This window comes from Pumilibacter muris, assembly GCF_943193045.1.
Lineage (GTDB): Bacteria > Bacillota > Clostridia > Christensenellales > Pumilibacteraceae > Pumilibacter > Pumilibacter muris.
On the sequence record NZ_CALPCN010000005.1, the window covers coordinates 86,842 to 102,642 of the forward strand.

The 15,801-nt window shown below is 50.0% G+C and carries 13 protein-coding genes; 2 read left to right on the forward strand and 11 right to left on the reverse strand.

All coding sequences use genetic code 11. From position 1 onward, the window contains the following. Positions 1–47 precede the first annotated feature (47 nt). The 11 genes from NFR62_RS07110 to metK all read right to left on the reverse strand — a co-directional run bounded on the left by NFR62_RS07110 (position 48) and on the right by metK (position 13,750). On the reverse strand, positions 48–779 hold the full coding sequence (locus tag NFR62_RS07110) for a hypothetical protein (RefSeq protein ID WP_251616709.1): 732 nt from the start codon (positions 777–779) through the stop codon (positions 48–50). After that, the gene (locus NFR62_RS07115; RefSeq protein WP_251616713.1) at positions 776–2,572 is read right to left on the reverse strand and encodes an alanine--tRNA ligase; all 1,797 of its coding nucleotides are present in this window, start codon (positions 2,570–2,572) and stop codon (positions 776–778) included. The genes NFR62_RS07110 and NFR62_RS07115 overlap by 4 nt, the downstream gene beginning before the upstream one ends. A gap of 70 nt (positions 2,573–2,642) precedes the next feature. Continuing rightward, positions 2,643–3,278, reverse strand: a complete 636-nt coding sequence (locus NFR62_RS07120) for an HAD hydrolase-like protein (RefSeq protein ID WP_251616716.1) — start codon at positions 3,276–3,278, stop codon at positions 2,643–2,645. Continuing rightward, positions 3,279–4,154, reverse strand: a complete 876-nt coding sequence (locus NFR62_RS07125; RefSeq protein WP_251616719.1) for an NAD-dependent epimerase/dehydratase family protein — start codon at positions 4,152–4,154, stop codon at positions 3,279–3,281. A gap of 30 nt (positions 4,155–4,184) precedes the next feature. Beyond that, positions 4,185–5,810 (reverse strand): glutamine--tRNA ligase/YqeY domain fusion protein, encoded by a 1,626-nt coding sequence (locus tag NFR62_RS07130; RefSeq protein WP_251616721.1) that lies wholly within the window; start codon positions 5,808–5,810, stop codon positions 4,185–4,187. A gap of 32 nt (positions 5,811–5,842) precedes the next feature. Next, entirely contained in the window at positions 5,843–7,474 is a 1,632-nt protein-coding gene (locus tag NFR62_RS07135) for a formate--tetrahydrofolate ligase (RefSeq protein WP_251616726.1), read from the reverse strand. 64 nt (positions 7,475–7,538) lie between these two features. Beyond that, complete coding sequence (locus NFR62_RS07140; RefSeq protein ID WP_251616729.1) at positions 7,539–7,913, reverse strand: hypothetical protein; 375 nt, start codon at positions 7,911–7,913, stop codon at positions 7,539–7,541. A gap of 1 nt (position 7,914) precedes the next feature. Continuing rightward, complete coding sequence (locus tag NFR62_RS07145) at positions 7,915–9,297, reverse strand: MFS transporter (RefSeq protein WP_251616732.1); 1,383 nt, start codon at positions 9,295–9,297, stop codon at positions 7,915–7,917. Positions 9,298–9,394: 97 nt separating this feature from the next. Further along, a complete protein-coding gene (locus tag NFR62_RS07150) occupies positions 9,395–10,336 on the reverse strand; it encodes a hypothetical protein (RefSeq protein WP_251616735.1) in 942 nt (313 codons plus the stop codon). After that, the gene (gene recD2, locus NFR62_RS07155) at positions 10,329–12,560 is read right to left on the reverse strand and encodes an SF1B family DNA helicase RecD2 (protein WP_251616738.1); all 2,232 of its coding nucleotides are present in this window, start codon (positions 12,558–12,560) and stop codon (positions 10,329–10,331) included. Before recD2 ends, NFR62_RS07150 begins: the two co-directional genes overlap by 8 nt. Continuing rightward, positions 12,557–13,750: a methionine adenosyltransferase gene (gene metK / locus NFR62_RS07160; RefSeq protein ID WP_251616740.1), complete on the reverse strand. Its 1,194-nt coding sequence runs from the start codon at positions 13,748–13,750 to the stop codon at positions 12,557–12,559. Before metK ends, recD2 begins: the two co-directional genes overlap by 4 nt. 201 nt (positions 13,751–13,951) lie before the next feature. Between metK and NFR62_RS07165 the strand changes: the two genes are divergently transcribed. Further along, the gene (locus tag NFR62_RS07165) at positions 13,952–14,203 is read left to right on the forward strand and encodes a pro-sigmaK processing inhibitor BofA family protein (protein ID WP_251616741.1); all 252 of its coding nucleotides are present in this window, start codon (positions 13,952–13,954) and stop codon (positions 14,201–14,203) included. Between the two features lie 123 nt (positions 14,204–14,326). Then, positions 14,327–15,766, forward strand: coding sequence for a proline--tRNA ligase (gene proS / locus NFR62_RS07170; RefSeq protein ID WP_251616742.1), 1,440 nt, complete (start codon positions 14,327–14,329; stop codon positions 15,764–15,766). Positions 15,767–15,801 lie beyond the last annotated feature (35 nt).

Here is a 15,801-nt window from a genome sequence, read left to right on the forward strand (position 1 = left end):
CGTTTCCGAAATATCAATTCGGAAACGCTTTTTTAATTGTGAGAAATTTATTCGTTAGTTTCGCAAGTAACTCTTTCGGCGCTTCCGCTCGCAATGTACGTTTTGAGCGCCTCTATATTCTTCTTTTGCAAATTAGTGACGGGCGCCGAAATGCAATCGAGCTTTTTAACCGCCGATTCCGAATCGCCGTTTAAACACAATTTCATAGCTTGCAAAACAGCGGCGAGCACCGTAGCCGTATCGGAAGCCTCCTTGTTTTTGCTCTTGGCGTCCATTCTCGCCCCGAGCTTTTCAAGCGCTTTTCCGTAGTATATGTCAAAATATTCGCGGTCGGAATTAAGAAAGAAAATCTTGCAAAAACAAACTGCCGCATCGCCTTTCGCGCTATCTTTACCCGCTATTATCGCGTCGGACACGGTTATTTCGGCTTCTTTTATTTTTCCCGAATATATTTGAGTGTCGGCATATTCGAGCAATATACTCGCTTTCACCTTGCCGAACGCCGCTCTTTTGGCAAGTTTTTTCAAACGCGCGTTCAGTCTTTCCACGTCGCAATCTTCGCTCGCGCGCCGTATTTCGTCGGAAATAGATTTTAACGCTTGCACGCAAGAAACGACGTATACCGCAACGGCGAAGAGCGCAAGCCCCGCAAGACGCACCGCAAGGTCGGTTTTTCCGTCGGTAAAAATGCAAACGCCCACAATCCCCGCCGCAATTACGGCGAGCATAACCGAAAACACTACCGCGCTTTTAACATACGAAAATATAAGCCTTATCAATCGAGCACTGCCTTTATTCTGCGAACGCCCGCCGACGAAGACTGCTCTTTAAGTATTTTAAAGTGCCCGAGTTCTCCCGTGCGAGCGGCGTGCGGACCTCCGCAAATTTCTTTACTGAATTTGCCCATAGTATATACTTTCACTTTTTCGCCGTATTTAGACGCGAATAATCCTACGGCGCCCGCTTTTTTCGCCTCGTCAACCGTCATTTCTTCGCAAACAACGGGAACGTCGGCGGCAATGGCTTCGTTCACGAGTTTTTCCACTTCGGCGATTTCTTCGGCTGTGAGAGCGCGCCCGAATGTAAAGTCGAAACGCAAACGCTCCGCAGTGATATTGCTTCCCTTTTGATTAACGTTTTCGTCGTTAAGAACGGTTTTAAGCGCGCGGTGCATAAGGTGGGTTGCCGTATGCAAACGTGCGGTGGCTTCGGTGTTGTCGGCAAGTCCGCCCTTAAAGCGCTGTTCGGCGCCCGCATGGCTCTTTTGGCGGTGCTCTTCGAACAGCTTTTCAAAGTCGGCGCGATTTATTTTCAGCCCGCGTTCCGCCGCAAGTTCTTCTGTCATTTCAATGGGAAAACCGTATGTGTCGTAAAGCTTAAAGCAAGCCTTGCCCGAAACGGTGTCGCCCACAAGATAACCGCAAAGCTTTTCAAATTCGCGTATGCCCGCAGTGAGCGTTTTTTCGAATCGTTCTTCTTCGCGCGCTATTTCGTCGCGTATTTTATCGCCCGCCGCCGTAAGTTCGGGATACGCGTCTTTATAACGCGATATAACGGCGTTCGCAACCGACACTATGTCGCCTTTGTTCATGCCGAGCTGTTTTATATAGCGTATCGCTCTACGCAAAAGACGCCGCAAAATGTAGCCTTGGTCAACATTGGAGCACACTATGCCCTTTTCGTCGCCGAGCATAAACACCGACGTGCGAACGTGGTCGGCGATTATGCGCATTGCTCGCGTATCCGCAGCGTTTTCGCCGTATTTTTTGCCGCAAAGCGTTTCTATTGCGGATATAATGGGAACGAACAAATCGGTTTCGTACACGCTCTCTTTTCCTTGCAAAATGCAGAGCGTGCGTTCGAGCCCCATGCCCGTGTCAACGTTGCGGCGCGCAAGCGGTTCGTATTTACCGTCGGCGGTCTTGTTATATTGCATGAACACGTCGTTCCAAATTTCAAGATAATGCCCGCAGTCGCACGCGGGGCTGCAATCGGGCGAACAAGGCTTTCCGCGCATTATAAACATTTCGGTGTCGGGTCCGCAAGGTCCCGTTTTTCCTGCGGGTCCCCACCAGTTGTTCTCTTTTGGCAAATAGAAAATATTTTCTTTTTTTATGCCGCAGTCTTGCCAAAGTTTTGCGCTCTCTTCGTCGCGCGGGCAATCGGAATCGCCCGCAAACACCGACACCGCAAGATTATCGGGCGAAAGTCCCAAATACTTGTCCGACGTTAAAAACTCGTAGCTCCATTTAATCATGTCTTTCTTAAAATAATCGCCTAAGCTCCAATTCCCGAGCATTTCGAAAAACGTGCAGTGGCTGTTGTCGCCCACTTCGTCTATGTCGCCCGTGCGCACGCATTTTTGCACGTCGGCAAGACGGGTGCCGGCAGGGTGCGGTTCGCCCAGCAAATACGGCACAAGCGGGTGCATGCCCGCAGTGGTAAAAAGCACTGTGGGGTCGTTTTCGGGTATGAGCGACGCCGACGGAATTACGGCATGTCCTTTCTCTTTGTAAAATTCAAGCCACATTGTGCGCAAGCTGTCGGACGTGATTTGTTTTTCGGTTTTCAATTTTGTGTTCCTCTTTTTATTGTTTTGTATTTTTCAAGCGTTTACGATTGTTTCTTTAAACGTTTAGAATTTATATCGCCAACAATTTCTTTACAAGCGCGGGAATCTCTTTAGGAGAGCGCGCCAACGCATCGGCGGCAAAAAGCGTTTCTACTTTTCCGTAACCGTATGTTACGCCGAGCGCCTTTATTCCCGCACCGTGCGCACCGTCTATATCGAAATGAGTGTCTCCCACCATAACGCTGTTTTCAGCCGCGCACGCGGCTCTTACAAGATTCGCTTTGTCGCTTCCTCTGCGCGCATAATCGGGCGCGCAAACTCTCGCAAAATATTTTCGCAGTCCGCTGTGCTCTAAAAGCTTTTCAACCATAACAAGCGGCTTGCTCGACGCCACCGACAAAACATATTTTTCGGACGCGAGAAGTTCGAGCATTTCAGAAACTCCGCAATAAGGGCTCGAAAGAAAAATTCCCTCTTGCGAATATATTTTGCGGTAAGCTTCTATCGCGGCTTCCGCAGTTTGCTCGCTAAACCCCGCAGTAACGGTAAAGCTGTGAAAAAGCGACGGACCTATAAATAAATCGAGTTTAGCCTCGTCTACGGGCGGCATACCCACTTCTTTCACGGCATGGCGCACGCAAGACTTAATTCCCTCTCCCGTGTCGAATAAAGTTCCGTCTATATCGAATATAACGCCGTAAGACATCTATTTAACTTCCTTAGGCTTTAAAAGCGACTTGTGGCTTTTGCAGTAGTCGAGCGTTTTCGTTATACCTGTGGAGTGCGCCGTAAACTTAAACGAACCGAGCGCGTCGAGAAGTTTAGAGACGTCGGCGGTGAAAATTCCGTTTTCTTTGCCCACCGAAACCGACAATTCTCTTCCGTCCTTTTTGGCGTAAGATTTCGCCTTTTTAGCAAAGTCGCCGAGTTTTATAGGCACCGGCGACGCCACGTTGTATATTCCCTTTTCGTAGTCGTTATCTATAAACAGCGAAACTATTTTGCACGCGTCGTCAATGTATATAGTGGAAAAAGTTTTGTTTGCGGGAACTTCGATTTGCTTTTTGCCAACTATTGCGTGCGACAGAATTTCGAGCGGATGCCCTTCCTCTACCGACGCACCCGCGCCGTAAACGTCGAAAAACCTGAGCACCGTGCTTATTTTGTCTTTGCTCGCAAGCTTATGAATAAGGTATCTTCCGAGCCCGTATCCCGCAACGGGAACGGATTCTCCGAAAACATTTTCGTTAGCGTTTTCAAGCGAACGGCTCGTGTCGAGGTCGGATGCGTCGCCAACCACGAGCAGCTTTTTAACTCCGTTTAAAACGGAAGCGTACTGCACGTTTTTAAAAGCCAAAAGGTCGTCGGCATATAAAGCCGCGTCGCTCATAATATCGCGCATACCCGCAATATGTATTACGGCGTCGAACCGAGCGGATTCGAAAAGCTTTTTAACGTCGTCGTAGCGCGTAAGGTCTGTTTCTTCGGGAACGGGCGAAACAATATCGTACTTTTTCTTGTACGCGCCTATAAAGTTAAGACCTATAAACCCGCTTCCGCCTGTTACGAGAATTTTTTTCATAACGCTCCTCCGTTTATTTGATATTTCTATTTAGCGGTTTGCTCCCGACTTATTGTAGGCGTCTTTTAATCCCACTATGCGGTTAAACACAAGTCCGCTTTCCTTTGTGTCGCGGCAAAAATATCCCTGACGCAAAAACTGAAACGACGCGCCCTTTTCGGCTCCCGCAACGTATTCTTCCACAAGCGCGTCCTTTTCTATAAGCGATTCGAAATTTAGTCTGTCGTTAAAGTCGGGCGAAGAATCGTCGGCAATCAAAAGATAGTCGTATAAGCGCACGTCGGCTTTCTCAGCGCGAGAATTAACCCAGTGAATAACGCCCTTAACCTTTATACCGCTGTTGTCGTGCCCGCTCTTGGTGCCCTCTATAATTTCGGCGTGCACTCTCGTAACGTTTTCGGGCGTGCCTTCGTAACCCGTGCACTTTATAATATATCCGCTTTTGAGCCTAACCGTTCCGTTAGGAATAAGGCGCTTGTATTTGGGCGGAGGCACTACGGCAAAATCGCCCTTTTCTATATACAGCTTTTTGGTAAGATAAATTTTGCGGGTGCCGCTCTCGGGCGCGAACGGATTGATTTCGAAATCCATTTCCTCGCAAAAATCTTCGGGCACGTTGTCGAGCACGAGTTCGAGCGGGTCGAGAACCGCCATAGCGCGCGGCGCGCCCGCGTTGAGTTCTTCGCGTATGCAACTCTCCAACTGCCCCGCCTCTACTTCGCTGTTAGCTTTCGCCACTCCTATCCTTTCGCAAAATTCGCGTATAGACGACGGCGTGTATCCTCTGCGACGAAGCCCCGCGATAGTCGGCATACGAGGGTCGTCCCATCCCGAAACGAAATTTTCGTCCACAAGTTTTTTAAGATACCGCTTGCTCATTATTGTGCGCTCCAAATTGAGCCGCGCAAATTCGTACTGATGGGGCGGGTGCGGGAACTCCGCCTCTTTAAGAACCCAGTCGTAAAGCGGGCGGTGGTCCTCGAATTCAAGCGTGCAAATACTGTGGCTTATTCCCTCGACCGCGTCTTCTATGGGATGCGCGAAATCGTACATGGGATACACGCACCAACTGTCGCCCTGACGGTGATGGTGAGCGCGCAACACTCTGTATATAATAGGGTCGCGCATGTTTATGTTAGGGCTCGCCATATCTATTTTGGCACGCAAAACAAGAGCGCCGTCCGCGATTTTTCCATTTCGCATTTGCTCGAATAATTCAAGGCTTTCGCTTGCGGGTCGATTGCGGTATTTACTCTCAATGCCCGGCTCGGTTAAAGTGCCGCGCATTTTTTTCATTTCTTCGGGAGTAACGTCGTCTACATACGCTTTGCCCTTTTTTATGAGCCGCACAGCCGCGTCGTACATTGTTTCGAAATAGTCGGACGCAAAATATATGTCGCCGTTCCAACCGAGCCAACGGGCATCTTCTATAATCGACCTAACGTATTCGTCTTCCTCTTTAACGGGGTTAGTATCGTCGAAACGCAAATTGCATTTGCCGCCGTATTTTTTAGCCATAGCCACGTTTAAGCATATAGCCTTTGCGTGCCCTATATGCAAATAACCGTTCGGTTCGGGCGGAAATCTTGTAACGATTTCCGTTTCGCGTCCTGCCGCAAGGTCGGCGTCTATAATTTCTTCAATAAAGTTTCCCATAAACAATTATTCCGTTTTATTATTATAAACTTTTAAAAAAGTCCTTCTATTTTGTCGCCGTCTATTTTCATCTTTTCGGCGTTCGGATATTTGCTAAGACCGGGCATAAGCAAAATATTACCCGCGAGCGCCACTATAAATTCGGCTCCCGCTCTCACCGTTAAATCGCGTATGCGAATTTTGAATCCGCTCGGGCGCCCCAAAAGCTCGGGGTTATCGCTAAGCGAATATTGAGTTTTCGCTATGCAAACGGGATACTTTTCCCATTCGGTACCTTTGATTTTTTTAAGCATTTCAACAGCCGCAGGTTCGTACTCAACGCCGTCGGCGCCGTATATCATGGTTGCCACCGCGTTTATTTTTTCTTCGATTCCGTCCGACAGCTCATAGCAATAGGTAAACGGCTTATCGGGCTGAGCGCAAAGCTCTTTTACCTTTTCGGCAAGTTTTAAGCCGCCTTTGCCGCCTTCGCCCCAAACGTTTACGCACACGGCTTCAACTCCGCGCTCGCTGCACGCTTTTTCCACAAGCTCTATTTCGCCGTCCTCGTCGGACGCGAAACGGTTGATTGCAACAACGCATTTGCGCGAATAAACGTTCACAATGTTTTCGACGTGCTTCATAAGATTGCCGAGCCCCGCTTTAAGCGCCGCGTCGTCGCGCTCTGAAAGCGTTTCTTTGCGCTTTCCGCCGCCGCATTTAAGAGCGCGAACAGTCGCCACCACCACAACCGCTTCGGGCTTTATTCCCGCAGCGCGGCATTTTATGTCGAGGAATTTCTCGGCGCCCAAATCGGCTCCGAATCCCGCTTCGGTAACAACGTAGTCGGCGTAGTGCATAGCTGTGCGGGTCGCCGTTATACTGTTGCAACCGTGCGCAATGTTTGCAAAAGGTCCGCCGTGAACGAACGCGGGCACCCCTTCGAGAGTTTGCACAAGGTTTGGCGAAATCGCGTCTTTCAACAGTATGGTCATTGCCTCTTCCGATTTAAGCTCGCGGCAATAAACGGGTGTTCCGTCTTTTTTATATCCCACAATTATATTTCCCAAACGTCTTTTAAGGTCCGCTTGGTCGCGGCTTAGGCAAAGCGCCGCCATAACTTCGCTTGCCGCAGTAATGTCGAAAGAATCGTCGCGTTCGTTATACTTTAAGCCGCAACGTATAAATCTTAACGCGCGGTCGTTCATATCGAGACAGCGGTGAAAAGTAACCTTGTCTATTCCCAACTCGTTGCCGAAATAAACGTGATTGTCGAGCATAGCCGCAAGCAAATTGTTAGCCGAAGTGATTGCGTGAAGGTCGCCCGTAAAATGCAGGTTTATGTCGTCCATAGGAGCTATCTGAGCGTAACCGCCTCCCGCAGCGCCGCCCTTTATTCCGAATACGGGACCGAGCGACGGTTCGCGCAAAGCCAAACACACTTTAAGCCCCAACCTGTTCATAGCGTCGGCAAGCCCTATGCTAACCGTAGTTTTGCCTTCGCCCGCCGCCGTAGGATTTATTGCCGTAACGAGAATTACTTTTCCGTTCCCCGTCGCAGGCTTAACCTTTGCCATGTAGTTTCCGTAAGGCTTTAAGTCGGATTTTTCTATCCCTAACTTTTTCGCCACCTTTTCAACGGGCAATAGCTTTGCTTGGGTAGCTATTTCAATATCGGTCTTCATACGCTGTCTCCTTATCGGTAGTTTTTTTATATGAGCGTCCCGCCGAGCGAAAACGCAATGTACACTAAAAAGTTATGCTTTTGTTTTGAACTTCCATTCCGCCGTCTTTCGCCTTAAACCCGAACGACGAATAATACGACGCGTCCGCACTTTCAACCCTCACGGTTATGGGATTCATATTGCGGCACACGTTTAGCATGGCGCGCACAATAAGGTCTTTATAAACGGCTTCAACGTTTCCGAACACGCCTTTAACAACCACTTTGCCGCATTTTAACCCGAGCACGCCTACCGCTTTGGCGCCGCCGTCGTCGAGAACGAATATTCTGTCGCCCTCATTAAAATCCGCGTTAAACCGCTCGCACAGAGCGCAGGCATGCTCGCGGCAATCCTCGTTGCACGCGGGAACGCCTTCGGCACATTCGCGTATAGTAAACATATCAGTTCTCCTTCTCCGCACAATCGGAATACTCAACGGGTTGCGGTTCGTTTTCTTCCCGCGCGATTTTTTCGGGCGGCTTGTTTTCGTCTTGTTTGCTTTTCGAACGAGCGTTCGAATATCCGAATCTTCCCAAAAGCGTGCCAACCAAAATTACGAAAGAGTAAACCGCGCAAGAAACGACAGCCGCCGCAACTTTCCCGACATTGCCGTCTATTATTCTCACAACGCACGCAAGCGCAAGTCCTGCGGCTATTCCGAGCGCCGACACGCAATTTCTAAAACAGTAATATTTGCCGTAAGTAGAATTCGTTACCGAAACCGCATGAGCGTTGTTCGCTCCGTCGCACACAAGCACCGTAGCCAAAGTTATTCCTACGGCGGCGGCGAACGAAAACAACACCGACGCTTTCACGGCAAGCGGAAACGGCACAAAAACCGAAACGGCGACCGCAGCCGCCAAAGCGAGTTGAACCGACGCCACCGCAACCGACGCAGTGCACGCGGCTTTATTTCCGCTCCGCTGCGAATAGCGATACACGAACATTCCCACAGGAGGAACGAGAACTGCGGCTATAAGCACTGCGGGCTTAAAACCGCCGTTTATGCGGAACATATACGAAAAAACGAATTGCGGCAAACTCGACGCCGCGAACGCAGTGCCCGCGCACAGCAAAAAAGCGGACAGCACAAGCATTCTCACAGAACCGTTTTTTAGCGGCGAACAAAAACGCGAATAAGTTTCTTTAACGCTACGAGGGTGGCGAGGTTCAAGCCTTACGAACGCAGGCATTGAACTGACGGTAACCAAATAAACCGCTACGGTCGCCGCCACCGAAATAATCGCCGCAGCCGCCGCGATACCGCGCACCGAATCGCGCGAAGCATCGAATAGCGCAACTATTGCAAGCGCCGCGAAAGCGAGAGACAGCATTGCGAAAATGCCGCGCCATTTTCCCGCTTCGCCGCACGGGTCGAAACGTTGCCCTATTGAAGCGTAAGTATACAAGTACGTTTGCATACACAACGAGTGCGCAAACAGCAATCCGAAAAGCGCAAACCCCTGCGCTACGGGGTGAACGTCGCCCACCGCGAGAGCGAGCACAAAAGTAAGAGCGGCTCCGAGCCCCGACACCGTAAACGGAATATGGTATCTGCCTGTTGCAATCGAAGTGTTGCCGTTCACCAAAGCATAGCAAAGCGGCATTAAAACAACGGGAAGTGCTATTCCCGCAACCGCCGCAACAAGCAGCGCTATTGCGTGAATGTGCGAAAACCACGTTAAAAAGAGCAACAGAAAAACGACTTCCGTCACTGCGGCAAGTCCGCCCGTTCCGTATAAAATTCTGCCTACCGAAGGCGACGTTTTTTTCTGTATGCTCATACCGCCCTACACAGTGCCGCGCCTTAAATATAAGCCGACACGTCTATATTATTTTATACTCTTTTTAGCGTTTCGTCAATCGCTTAACCGCACTGATTTAGCCAAGAGATTGCAAATCCGAACTCTCGCCCGCGTTCGTCGCGGTTTCGGGCGCGGCGCATTCAATATCGGAAGACGAAACTTCGTCCGAAAACGCCTCGAATCCCGTAAGACGCAAAAAACCGAGCACGGGAACGCGCGCGTCGGCGCCGAATTCGCAAGCGGTTGCCGCAACTATACGAAAACTGTTTTCGCGCGCATAACTCAGCACCGCGTCGCGTTCCGAAACTTTTCCGGTAGCCGCAAGTTCGGCTTTGCCCGCCGCCGACACCGTAACCGTTTTGCCTCCGTTCAAAAGCCTGCGGTAAGCCGCAAGAGCTTTCTCGCCCGCGTTGCCTCGCCCAATAAGTTCGCCCACCGTGCAATCGAGAACCGTTACGGGAGTAAGCAGCCATTCCTCGATAAACGCGTCTATGCCGTCGCAACAAAGAGCCGACGCCGTTAAAACGTATCCGTTTTTGAATTCGTCGGAATCGCACTTTTCGGCGCGCGCTTCCGCTTTTTGAACGGGCAATATTTTCAGCGCCGCAACCGACAGCAAACTAACCGACACGAACGCGAACACCACGTCGAGTATTATGCGCAATTCCACAAGCTCCAAGCCGAACGACACCAAAAAATCGAAAAGCCAAGTTAAAACCACACCGAGCGTTATGCACACAAGCACGCAAACTATGTTGCTCGGCTTTGCCCCTCGCAGTAAACTTTTAACTCCGTCTATAAGCGAAGAAGCAAGCCACATAACCGAACCCGCAGAGAGCATTAACACAAGCCCGAGCACAACGCCGGTAGCGGCGCAGTAAACGTAGCCGTATTTTTCAAACTCCGCCTTAGGATAAGCGAGCGTTATTTGACGCATTGCAAAAAATCCGAGCACCGCTCCCGCCAAAAACAGAACCGCGCGCAAAACCGCCATAACGTTTCTATTGTATTTACGCATTCGTCGTTTTCTCCTTTGCAACGCGCTTTCCGAAAAGCAAAGTTTCGCTCGCGTCGGCGGCTTCCAAAAACCGTTCGAGCATACTGTATCGCAAAGCTATATAATCGTTTTCCACCATGCGCTTAACCGTGTATTTATCGCCCACGATAACCGCCGCGCGCTTCGCCCGAGTAATTGCCGTATATAACAGATTTCGAGTCATAATCATGGGATTGCCGCCGTACACGGGAATAATAGCGGCGTCGAATTCGCTCCCCTGACTTTTATGCACGGTTATTGCGTAAGCGGGCACAAGCTGGCTTCGAACTTCGGGCGAATATGTTACAAACCGCCCGTCCTCGAAACGAACGTCTATTTCTCCGCTTCCAGTTCTTATTTCGGTTATAACGCCCAAATCGCCGTTAAAAACCCCTTCGCCGCTCTCGGCTATGCCGCCCGTAAGCTTTCGCCATTCAAGATTATAATTGTTGGCAACATGCATAACCTTGTCGCCTTCTATATAACGGTACTCTTCGGAATCTATGAACTTGCCGTTCTCTTTTCTGAGCCTTTCCTGCAACTTCTTATTTAGGCTCACGGAGCCTGAGGCGCCGCTTTTAAGCGGGCAAAGCACTTGCACTTTGTAAGGCTCCACGCCCAAAAACTTAGGTATACGCTCGGCGGCAAGCCCCACCGTAACTTCGGCGATTTCATCGGCGGATTTCGCCGCGCAAAAGAAAAAGTCGCCGTCGCGCACATCGAGCAGAGGCATTTCGCCCCCGTTCACTCTGTGGGCGTTTTCAACAATCAAACTTTCGCCGCTCTGCCGATAAATACGTTCCAAACGCACAACTGGCACAACTTTGGACGCAATTATATCTTTTAAAACGTTGCCCGCGCCCACGCTCGGAAGCTGGTCGGCGTCGCCAACCAAAATAAGTTTAACGCCGTCGGGAAGCCTCTTTAAAAGAGTGTGGAACAAATACACGTCAACCATAGAAAATTCGTCTACGATTACGGCGCCCGCCGCAAGTGGTTCTTCCGCGCCGTCGCCGTCGCGCCCAAGCATTAAAGCGCGATGAATTGTGCTTGCCTCTCTGCCGCAACTTTCGCTCATGCGCTTTGCGGCGCGTCCCGTAGGCGCCATTAACGCAGTTTTAATTCCGCGCCTGTCGAGCACCGCCAAAATACATTTTACAATGGTTGTTTTTCCTGTGCCCGGACCGCCCGTTATAACGGTTACGCTTCCGCCTGCGGCAAGTTCCACAGCTTCGCGCTGAACGGGATGCAGCGTTATGTTTTCGCACAGTTCAAATTCGGCTATATCTTCCGAACAGTCTCTTTCCGTTCTGTCGGCGGCGTTGGCAAGCGCTATAAACCTATGAGCCGCGCCGTGCTCGGCACGATATGCCGACAATAGCATAACTCCCTTGCCGTGCTCTTGCGTTTCAACGGTTTTCACCGCTCTCGATATGAGCAAGTTTTCGAGCACGTTTTCCACAATATCGGGCTCGGCGTCAAGCAGTCGGGCAGCCGCCGCACAAAGTTCTTCTTGCGGCAAATATGTGTTACCCGATTTTTCCGCCGCCTCTCTCAAAGTGTAAAGTATGCCCGCGCGCAAACGGTATTCGCTGTTAGGCAAAACTCCGAGTTTTGTAGCTATTTTATCGGCGGTAATAAAACCTATGCCGTCCACATCTTCAACCAAGCGATACGGATTGTCGGATAAAACGCTAACGGTATCATTTCCGTAACGTTTGAATATTTTAAGCGAGGTTCCGAGAGGTATGCCGTGCCCCTGCAAAAACACCATAACTTTCCGCATGTTTTCTATTTTGGAATACTCTGCGGCAATTTCGACGGCTTTCGATTTGCTTATTCCCTTAACTCTTGCAAGAAGCGACGGATTTTCAGTTATAACGTTAAAAGTGTTAGTGCCGAACCTCTCCACTATCGCGAGAGCGGTTTTAGGTCCTATGCCGCGAATCAATCCGCTACCCAAATAGCGCACTATTCCGTCGAGCGTGTCGGGCTGCGACGAGTGCACCGCGTTCACTTTAAACTGTTTGCCGAATTTCGAATGTACGGTAAAATCGCCCTCGAGCGAAACGTATTCGCCTTCGGATACGGGAGGAAAAGTTCCCACGCACACAACGGGTTCGCCTTCGCAATCGAGCACCGCGATAGTGTAGCCGTTTTCCTCGTTGCGGAATCTTATTTCGTCTATTCCGCCGCTTAAAGTCATTTCGAAAGTTCTTTAAGGCGGGCGCGTATTTTATCCGCTTTGTCCGTTCTCTCCCACGTCATATCCGATTTGCCGAAATGCCCGCCGATTGTCGTAAAACGGTAAATCGGCTTTCTCAAATCGAGGTTTTCTATTATGCTCAGCGGTCTGAAATCGAACATGTCGTTTATAATATCCAAAAGTTCGTCGTCGGAATACGGAGACGTGCCGAACGTGTTAATGGAAATACTCACAGGGCGGGCTTTGCCTATCGCGTAAGCCACTTGAAGTTCCATGCGTTCGGCGGCTCCCGCCGCAACCATGTTTTTGCACACATAGCGGGCGTAATAGCAAGCGCTTCTATCAACCTTAGTGGGGTCTTTTCCCGAAAAAGCCCCGCCGCCGTGCGGGCACATTCCGCCGTAGGTGTCAACTATTATTTTTCTGCCCGTAACGCCGCTGTCGCCCGCAGGTCCGCCTATAACGAATCTGCCCGTAGGGTTAATATAATACTTTGTTTTATCGTTCAAGTATTTTCCGCCGAGCGTGGGCTTTATAATCTTTTCTATAATATCGTCTTCCAAATCGGCGTGCTCTATATCGGGCGAATGTTGAGTGCTGAGAACAACGGTATCCACATACACGGGTTTGTTTCCGTCGTAAGCCACAGTTACCTGCGCCTTTCCGTCGGGGCGAAGATACGGCAAAAGTCCGCTCTTGCGAGCCTCGCCGAGCGCCTTAGTGAGCTTGTGCGCAAGCGTTATGGGAAGCGGCATAAACTCTTCGGTTTCGTTGGTTGCATAGCCGAACATCATGCCTTGGTCGCCCGCGCCCACAGCGTCGGCGGGGTCGTTGGACGCGCGACGTTTTTCGAGCGCTTCCGTTACCCCCACAGATATATCGGCGCTCTGCTCGTTAATGCTCGTTACCACAGCGCAAGTTTTGCTGTCGAAGCCGAACTCTGCGTTCGTGTAGCCTATGTCGGCAACGGTTTGGCGCACAACTGCGGGAATATCTATGTAGCCTTCGGTAGTAAATTCTCCGAGAACCATAACGAGCCCCGTTGTGCAACACACCTCGCACGCTATTCGGCTAAACGGGTCTTGTTCGAGCGCTTTGTCGAGAATTGTGTCGGCAATAAGGTCGCACACCTTATCGGGGTGCCCTTCGGTTACGCTCTCCGACGAAAAAAGCCTGAGTTTGTTATCCATAAACAAAAATCTCCTGTGGCAAAATTTTTAAATGCACTTTTTATATAATACCACTTTTCAGCCCCTTTCGTCAAGCGGCGCAAAGGCTTTCGGGCGGAATTGTTTTGCCGCGAAAAACGCGCAGACTTTTGCCGCTTTAACAAAACGCAAAAAAAAGGACATGCCCGAATATATGCGAACGCTTCGGCATACACATACAACATGTGGTACGAAACTCTCATATCGTTTTTTATAGGCGCGTTAATCGTAGTGTTTTGCGGCTGGCTGTTTTCGCTTAAAACGAAAGGCATTTTGCGACTGCTGTTCAATACCGCCGCAGGAGCTTTTTTGTTAGTCGCGCTGTCGGTGTTCACGCCGCTAAATCTGCCGCTCAATCCTTTAAGCGCGCTAATAACGGGAATACTCGGGCTGCCCGGCGCCGCGCTCGTAATAGTTATAACACTGTTTTTATAATAAACGCGGCGCCTAAGCGGCATCAATATTATTTTCCTTTCGTTTTAAAGCCGCTTGACAACAAAGCGGCTTTTTCTGTATAATTGAAAGCGAAAGATTTTTTTAAGCACAAGGAGCAAGCGCATGGCAAAGGCAAACGAATTTGTGAAAGACATAGCCGATATAAACGCCGATTTTCCTCAATGGTATACCGACGTAGTGTTAAAAACGGGACTTGTTGACTACGGCCCCGTTAAGGGCACAATGGTTATACGCCCTTACGGCTACGCTCTGTGGGAAAACATTCAGCGCGAGCTCGACGACCGTTTTAAAGCTACGGGGCACGAAAACGCATACTTCCCCATGCTTATTCCGTATAGCTTTTTAATGAAAGAAGCCGAACATGTGGAGGGCTTTGCTCCCGAAGTGGCTCTCGTAACCCATGTGGGCGACACGGAACTTCCGGAAAAGCTCGTTGTGCGCCCCACAAGCGAAACTATTATAGGGCACATGTATTCCAAATGGGTGCAGTCGTACCGCGATTTGCCCGTGCTCGTAAATCAGTGGGCAAACGTGGTTCGGTGGGAAAAAACCACCCGCCCTTTCCTGCGCACGAGCGAATTTTTGTGGCAAGAGGGGCACACCGTTCATGCCACGCGCGAAGAAGCGGAAGACGAAACTCTTAAAATGCTCGGAGTATACGAGGAATTCTCTCGCAACGTGCTTGCCATTCCCATGTTCACGGGCAAAAAGAGCGAAAAAGAAAAATTTGCGGGCGCCGAAGCCACCTATTCGATAGAAGCCATGATGCTCGACGGCAAAAGCTTACAGTCGGGAACGTCGCATTACCTTTCCGACAATTTTGCGCGCGCGTTCGATATTCGCTTTCTCGACAAAGACGGAACGCACAAATATCCGTTTCAATCTAGCTGGGGAGTTTCCACCCGACTTATCGGCGCGGTTATTATGGCGCACGGCGACGAACGCGGCTTAAAACTTCCGCCCTACGTCGCCCCCATTCAAACCGTGATTATTCCCATTGCAATGCACAAAGCGGGCGTGCTCGAAAAAGTAAACGAAATTAAAACCAACCTCGAACGGGCGGGCATACGCGTTAAGGTTGACGCGACCGACAACAGTCCGGGTTGGAAATTCAACGAATACGAAATGAAAGGCGTTCCGCTCCGTTTGGAAATAGGTCCGCGCGACATAGAAAGCGGAGTTGCCACAGTCTCGCGCCGCGACAAAGCGGGCGAAAAATTCACCGTGCCGCTCTATAACATTGCCGACTCGGTAAATCTTCTGTTAAAAGAAATTCACGAAAACATGTATCAAACCGCGCTCGAATTCCGTAACAGCCACGTTAAAACGGTGCAAACAATGCAAGAACTCGGCGACGCGGTAAATTCGGGAAACTTCGCTCTTTCCATGTGGTGCGGCGAACGCGATTGCGAAGATAAAATTAAAGAACAATTCCAAGCTTCGAGCCGCAATATGCCTTTCGACCAAACGCCCGTAGGCGACAAATGCGTGTGCTGCGGCAAAAAAGCCAAACACAAAATATACTGGGGTAAAGCTTATTAAATTCAAAAAGGCGAAACACTTATTTAAAGCGTATC